Raw genomic sequence first — 7,096 nt, forward strand, 5'->3', positions numbered from 1 at the left:
GGTGTGCAGCACGCGCGCGGGGGTGCCGACCATGGCCCAGCACCGCAGCGGCCCGCCGTCCATCCGCACCTCGCACGACCCGGCCCTGTCATGCCCCGAACCGGCGCCCTCCGTCCCCTCCCGCAACGAGACGGCGCCCTCCCAGGTGTTGTCGTGGAAGACCAGATGCGCACCGGCGTCGGCCACCACCATCTGCACCGGCATCGTGATGTACAGCGGATCGTCCCCGGGCCCGAAGGAACCCCCCGGATCGGTGTTCCACAGCCGGTACGTGCCGTTCCGCAGCCGGGGCCCGCCGGAGCGCCCGCCGAGCCCGAAGAACCGCGCGTCGGCCGCCACCTCCGACCGCTGCACCCAGCGCGCCTCACCGCCCTCGGCCGACTCCCACCAGCGCGGCGGCAGATCACGCCGCAGCATGACACCGCCCGGGGTGCGCAGCTCCACGGAGCCGTGCCGCGACACCACCACCGTCGTGCGCTCCGACACCACCCGCCAGCCGCCCTCCTTGTCGGGCTCGAGAACCGCCCGCGGATCGGGCTCGGGGCTCCCGCAGGCCAGCGCGTACGACGGCTCCGGCTCCGCACCGTCCCAGCCCCAGAAGACGGCCCCGCCGGCCGTCACCCGCACCCGCAGCTCGGACCTGGCGAACCGCACCACACCACCGCCGGGGCCCGGCTCCACCTTCGTCACGGGACCGGGCACCCGCGCGCGCTCGGCCCTGCGCGAGGGCAGACCCGCCGCGTCCGCCCGCCATCTGCGCCACGACGAGCGCACCGTGCGCAACCCCTGCGCTGTGCCGACCATGCCAACCGCCTTCACCGAACGCACCAGGTCACGACCGTTCATACTGCTCACCTTGCCACCGAAAGGGCCGCGCGTACGCTCCGTTCAGCCGCCGTTCACCTGGGGTGCAGACACATGAGAAGCAAGCCGACTGTGTGAGGTATGCCCTGGTGCGTAAGTCGATCACATGGCATCGTCCCCCTCAGCCGTGTTCACGCGCACACCCAGCCCGTGCACACTCCACACGCATAGACGCGTACAGTCCGGGAGCCGCCCCATGACGTCCTCAGCGAACCCTGTGCCGCTCTGGCAGCCGAGCCCGGAGAGGATCGCGCAAGCGCAGGTCACCCGGTTCCAGGCATGGGCCGCCGAGCGGTACGGGGCCCCGGCCGACGGCGGCTACGAAGCACTGCACCGCTGGTCGGTCGCCGAGCTCGACACGTTCTGGAAGGCCGTCACCGACTGGTTCGACGTCCGCTTCTCCACGCCCTACGCGCGCGTGCTGGGCGAGCGGAGCATGCCCGGCGCCGAGTGGTTCCCCGGCTCGACCGTCAACTACGCGGAACACGCCCTGCGCGCGGCGGAGGACCCCGCGCGCGCGGACACCCCCGCGATCCTCCACGTCGACGAGAGCCACGACCCGCAACCCGTCACCTGGGCCGAGCTGCGCCGCCAAGTCGGCTCCCTGGCCGCGGAACTGCGCGGCCTCGGCGTACGCCCCGGTGACCGCGTCAGCGGCTACCTGCCGAACATCCCGCAGGCCGTCGTCGCCCTCCTGGCCACCGCCGCCGTCGGCGCCGTGTGGACCTCGTGCGCGCCCGACTTCGGCGCCCGCAGCGTCCTCGACCGCTTCCAGCAGGTCGAGCCGGTCGTCCTGTTCACCGTCGACGGCTACCGCTACGGCGGCAAGGAGCACGACCGCCGCGACACCGTCGCCGAACTCCGCTCCGAACTGCCCACCCTCCGCGCGGTCGTGCACATTCCGCTGCTCGGCACCGCCGCCCCGGAAGGCACCCTGGAGTGGTCGGCCCTCACCTCGGCCGACGTGGCCCCCGTCTTCGAAGCGGTGCCCTTCGACCACCCCCTGTGGGTGCTGTACTCCTCCGGCACCACCGGCCTGCCCAAGGCCATCGTCCAGTCCCAGGGCGGCATCCTCGTCGAGCACCTCAAGCAGCTCGGCCTGCACTGCGACCTCGGCCCCGACGACCGCTTCTTCTGGTACACCTCCACCGGCTGGATGATGTGGAACTTCCTCGTCTCCGGCCTCCTCACGGGCACCACGATCGTCCTGTACGACGGCAGCCCCGGCTACCCCGACACCGGCGCCCAGTGGCGCATCGCCGAACGCACCGGAGCCACCCTCTACGGCACCTCCGCCGCGTACGTCATGGCCTGCCGCAAGGCCGACGTCCACCCCGCCAGGGACTTCGACCTCTCCCGCGTCAAGTGCGTCGCCACGACCGGCTCCCCCCTGCCGCCCGACGGCTTCCGCTGGCTGCACGAGGAGTTCGCCGACACCCCGGGCGGCCTGTGGACGGCCTCGGTCAGCGGCGGCACCGACGTGTGCTCCTGCTTCGCGGGCGCCGTGCCCACGCTCCCCGTGCACATCGGGGAACTCCAGGCCCCCTGCCTCGGCACGGACCTCCAGTCCTGGGACCTCCAGGGCAAGCCGCTCGTCGACGAGGTCGGGGAACTGGTCGTCACCAACCCGATGCCGTCCATGCCCATCCACTTCTGGAACGACCCGGACGGCGCGCGCTACCACGACAGCTACTTCGACACCTACCCCGGCGTCTGGCGCCACGGCGACTGGATCACCCTCACCGCACGCGGCTCGGTGATCATCCACGGGCGCTCCGACTCCACGCTCAACCGCCAGGGCGTCCGCATGGGCTCCGCCGACATCTACGAAGCCGTCGAGCGCCTCCCCGAGATCCGCGAGTCCCTCGTCATCGGCGTCGAACAGCCCGACGGCGGCTACTGGATGCCGCTCTTCGTCCACCTCGCCCCCGGCGCGGCCCTCGACGACGCCCTGCGCGACCGCATCAAGCGCACCATCCGCGAACAGCTCTCGCCGCGCCACGTCCCCGACGAGGTCATCGAGGTACCGGGCGTCCCGCACACCCTCACCGGCAAGCGCATCGAGGTCCCGGTCAAGCGCCTCCTGCAAGGCACCCCGCTGGACAAGGCGGTCAACGCGGGCTCGGTCGACGACCTCGACCTCCTGCGGTTCTACGAGAACATCGCCCGCAAGCGCTCCTGACGCCCGTCCCCGCAGCTCAGCGCCCGTTGTCAGTGCCCGCAGTTACTGTGAGTGAGCATTGATCGACCGAGCGCAGGGGGACAAGATGGCGCCAACCCGTCACGACACGATGCGACGCGCACTGCGCCGCGAAGTCGCCGGAACCATCGGCCTGGTGGCCGACGAGGACGACTTCGCGGCCATGCGCCGCTACCGCACCTTCACCTTCGACGACCACGACACCTATCTCCAGCAGGTCGAGGCCCTGCTCAGAACCCTCGCCGCCCAGGGCCGCCACACCGCCGTCGTCCTCTTCGACCCCGAGGAGTACGAGGAGTACTGCGCGAGTGCGGGCCTGGACCCCGACACCCCCGACAGCCGCACCCGCTTCACCGCCGAACTGTCAGCGAGCGGCGCCGCCGTCCGGTATGAGGGCCAGCCCCTCACCGACCTGCTGCCCGACCTCGTCGACGAGGCGGTCCGCCAGGCCACCTGGGAGTACGCGACGATGGCGCTCGCCGCCAGCGGCAACTGCACCACCTGCGGCGAGGACATCGGACGGGCGTCCTTCACCCGCGCCTCACAACTGATCACCCGAGCCGTGCACACCTCAGGCGCCGGCACCCGGCACCTGGTGTGCAGCGTCCCGGCCGAGAACCAGAACCTGTTCGCCGCCCTGCACATCGAGATCGACGAGGACGGCGGCGCCCGGCTCGACGACACGGAGGCCCTGGAGTTCGCCACGGTCCTCGCGGCCGGCATCGCCACCCGGCGCGCGGCAGGGCTGGTGCTGCGCACCAGCGCGGACGGTACCCGGGACCGTGTCCAGGGCTGGCGCCTGCGCGCGGGGCGCTTCCACCCCCTCACAGCGGCCGAGGTCTTCGACGCGTACTGCACCGACGCCACTACGGGAGAGCTCATCTCCCCGGAGTCCGGCGTCGACTACTGCGCGGCCCCGGACCTGGAAGACGACCAGCCCGAAGGGGGGCACACCCACTGAACGCACGAGGGGCGCCCCACCACACCGGTGGGACGCCCCTCGGAACCTGCGACCTGTTCGGCTACTCGCCGGACAGCACCGCCTGCGCGGCCTTGCGGGCCTCCTCGGCGGTGTCCACGGCACGGGCCGCCGACGCCGCACGCTCGCACTGGGCCAGCGTGTACTTGCCGAGCGTCGCCCGCACATAAGGAATGGACGCCGCACCCATCGACAGAGAGGTGACACCCAGACCGGTCAGAACACACGCGAGCACCGGGTCGGACGCGGCCTCACCGCACACGCCACAGCTCTTGCCCTCGGCCCGCGCCGCCTCGGCGGAGAGCGCGACCAGGTCGAGCAGCGCGGGCTGCCACGGGTCCTGGAGCCGGGACACGGCGCCCACCTGACGGTCGGCGGCGAACGCGTACTGCGCGAGGTCGTTGGTGCCCAGCGAGAGGAACTCGACCTCCTGAAGGATCGAGCGAGCCCGCAGAGCCGCCGACGGGATCTCGACCATGGCACCGAACTTCGCCTGGAGACCGGCCTCGCGGCACGCGTCCGCGAACGCCTTGGCGTCCGTGCGGTCCGCGACCATCGGGGCCATGACCTCGAGGTAGACGGGCAGCCCCTCGGACGCCTTGGCCAGCGCGGTGAGCTGCGTGCGCAGCACCTCCGGGTGGTCGAGCAGCGACCGCAGACCCCGCACGCCGAGCGCCGGGTTCGGCTCGTCGCCCGGCGTCAGGAAGTCCAGCGGCTTGTCGGCACCGGCGTCAAGCACCCGCACGACGACACGGCCCTCGGGGAACGCCTCTAGCACCTTGCGGTACGCCTCGACCTGCTTCTCCTCGGACGGCGCCTTGCTGCTGTCGTCGAGGAAGAGGAACTCGGTGCGGAACAGGCCCACGCCCTCGGCACCTGCCTCGACCGCGGCCGGCACATCGGCGGGCCCGCCGACGTTGGCCAGCAGCGGCACCTTGTGCCCGTCGGACGTGGCACCGGGACCGGTCGAGGCGGCCAGCGCCGCCTTGCGCGCGGCGGCGGCGTCCTCGAGCTGCGCGCGCTTCTCGGCGCTCGGCTCCACGAAGATCTCGCCGGTGCTGCCGTCGACGGCGACGACGGAACCCTCGGCGAGTTCCCCGGCGCCCGGCAGCGCCACGACGGCCGGGACCCCGAGCGCCCGCGCGAGGATCGCACTGTGGCTGGTGGGCCCGCCCTCCTCCGTGACGAAGCCGAGGACCAGAGCCGGGTCGAGCAGCGCGGTGTCCGCGGGCGCGAGGTCACGTGCGATCAGCACATACGGCTGGTCGCTGTCCGGCACACCGGGCATCGGAACGCCGAGCAGCCGGGCGACGATGCGGTTGCGCACGTCGTCGAGGTCCGCCACTCGTCCGGCCATGTACTCACCGGCACCGGCGAGCAGTTCGCGGTAGTGGGAGAACGCGTCGTAGACGGCACGCTCGGCTGTGCTGCCGACGGTGATGCGCCGGTCGACGTCGGCGATGAGCTCCGGGTCCTGGGCGATCATGGCCTGAGCCTCGAGCACCGCCTGCGCCTCGCCCCCGGCCAGATTGCCGCGCGCCATCAGGTCGGCCGCCACAGCTCCCACGGCCTGACGGGCGCGCCCCTGTTCGCGCTCCGCCTCCTCCGCGGGAATCTGCTTGGCGGGCGGTTCGAGGACCGCCGTCCCCATGTGCCGAACCTCGCCGATCGCCACACCATGGCTCACACCGACGCCTCGCAGCGTTGTCTCCATCTCACCCGTCTCCGATAGTGCGGCGGGCCCAGCCGCCGCGGTGGTTGTACTGTCCGCCGTCAGCGACGGCGATGACGTCACTGCCAGCTGAAGAGCTCGTCGCCGGCCTTGACGTCGCCGCTCTCGACGAGCCCGGAGAGGGACTCGGCCGTGGCCTCGAGCGCCACGACCGGGCAGATCGGCGACTTGCCCGCGGCCTCGACGGCGGCCGGGTCCCAGCGGACCACGGACTGGCCGCGTGTCACGGTGTCCCCCTTGTTGACGAGAAGCTCGAAGCCCTCACCATTGAGCTGCACCGTGTCGATGCCGAGGTGGGTGAGAACGCCGTGACCCTGGTCGTCCACCACCACGAACGCGTGCGGGTGAAGAGAGACGACGATGCCGTCCACCGGCGAGACGGCCACGGAGGCCTCGCGCACGGGGTCGATGGCGGTGCCGGGACCGACCATGGCGCCCGAGAACACGGGATCCGGTACTGCGGGGAGTCCGATGGCGCGTCCTGCAAGCGGGGACGAAACGGTGGTCATGGCAAGCCTCCCAGGGGGTGGAGATTGGTGGCCGTCGTCGCTACCTGTCCTGGACGACGCGCTGTTCAGAAGCGTAAGTCATAAGAAGTCCCGGTTCCGCATGAGTGGTCCCGGTTGGCAGACGTAGGAGTGCAGCACTAACGATTTGCGCCCACCGGGGGCGCGATGTAGAGTCGTACTCCTGCTTGAGACGAGGAAGCGCGTTCATGCGCCCCGGCTCAGCAGCATCCATCAGCTTCAGATTCTATCCCTGAGTCTGGTTCCGCATGTCTGCGGTGACCGTGGTCAGAGAGACGATCGAGACCTGATAAAGTCTGAACCGCCGGAAAGGGAAACGCGAGAGCCGAAAGGCCGGGCGGAAACCGGAAAGGCGCCGAGGAAATCGGACACGGAAGAGTCTGATAGAGTCGGAAACGCAAGAACAGAAGAAACACCGAAGGGAAGCGCCCGGAGGAAAGCCCCAGACAATGTTCTGCGGGTGAGTACAAAGGAAGCGTCCGTTCCTTGAGAACTCAACAGCGTGCCAAAAGTCAACGCCAGATATGTTGATACCCCGACTCACTCCGGTGAGTTGAGGTTCCTTTGAAAAAGTCCTGTACGGCTTGTCCGTGCAGGCAGCACAGCGAGGACGCTGTGAACCGGGAGATTATTCCTCTCCCTGGTTCCGCTCTCGTGTGTGTCGCACCGGATTACCGGTACACATTCACGGAGAGATTGATCCTGGCTCAGGACGAACGCTGGCGGCGTGCTTAACACATGCTAGTCGAACGATGAAGCCCCTCGGGGTGGATTAGTGGCGAACGGGTGAGTAA

General features: G+C 70.3%; 4 protein-coding genes, 1 rRNA gene and 1 pseudogene. 3 read left to right on the plus strand and 3 right to left on the minus strand.

Translation table 11 applies throughout. The annotated features are described in order from the left end of the window. Nucleotides 1–846, minus strand: a pseudogene (locus AB8Z36_RS24685) (glycosyl hydrolase); the annotation flags it as partial. 214 nt (nucleotides 847–1,060) lie between these two features. Between AB8Z36_RS24685 and AB8Z36_RS24690 the strand changes: the two are divergent. Together AB8Z36_RS24690 and AB8Z36_RS24695 are read left to right on the plus strand one after the other, a co-directional pair. Beyond that, entirely contained in the window at nucleotides 1,061–3,046 is a 1,986-nt protein-coding gene (locus AB8Z36_RS24690; protein ID WP_369215564.1) for an acetoacetate--CoA ligase, read from the plus strand. Between the two features lie 85 nt (nucleotides 3,047–3,131). After that, entirely contained in the window at nucleotides 3,132–4,025 is an 894-nt protein-coding gene (locus AB8Z36_RS24695; RefSeq protein WP_369215565.1) for a hypothetical protein, read from the plus strand. Between the two features lie 61 nt (nucleotides 4,026–4,086). Here the strand turns inward: AB8Z36_RS24695 and ptsP are convergent, their stop codons facing one another. Together ptsP and AB8Z36_RS24705 are read right to left on the minus strand one after the other, a co-directional pair. Next, nucleotides 4,087–5,757 carry a phosphoenolpyruvate--protein phosphotransferase gene (gene ptsP / locus AB8Z36_RS24700; RefSeq protein ID WP_369215566.1) on the minus strand — a complete coding sequence of 557 codons (1,671 nt, stop codon included), beginning with the start codon at nucleotides 5,755–5,757 and terminating at the stop codon, nucleotides 4,087–4,089. 77 nt (nucleotides 5,758–5,834) lie between these two features. Beyond that, nucleotides 5,835–6,284, minus strand: a complete 450-nt coding sequence (locus AB8Z36_RS24705; RefSeq protein ID WP_369215567.1) for a PTS sugar transporter subunit IIA — start codon at nucleotides 6,282–6,284, stop codon at nucleotides 5,835–5,837. Nucleotides 6,285–6,986: 702 nt separating this feature from the next. On the opposite strand from AB8Z36_RS24705, the gene AB8Z36_RS24710 reads away from it, so the two are divergent. Further along, nucleotides 6,987–7,096: ribosomal RNA gene (locus AB8Z36_RS24710) — 16S ribosomal RNA — on the plus strand; the annotation flags it as partial.

The organism is Streptomyces flavofungini (assembly GCF_041028215.1).
GTDB lineage: Bacteria > Actinomycetota > Actinomycetes > Streptomycetales > Streptomycetaceae > Streptomyces > Streptomyces flavofungini_B.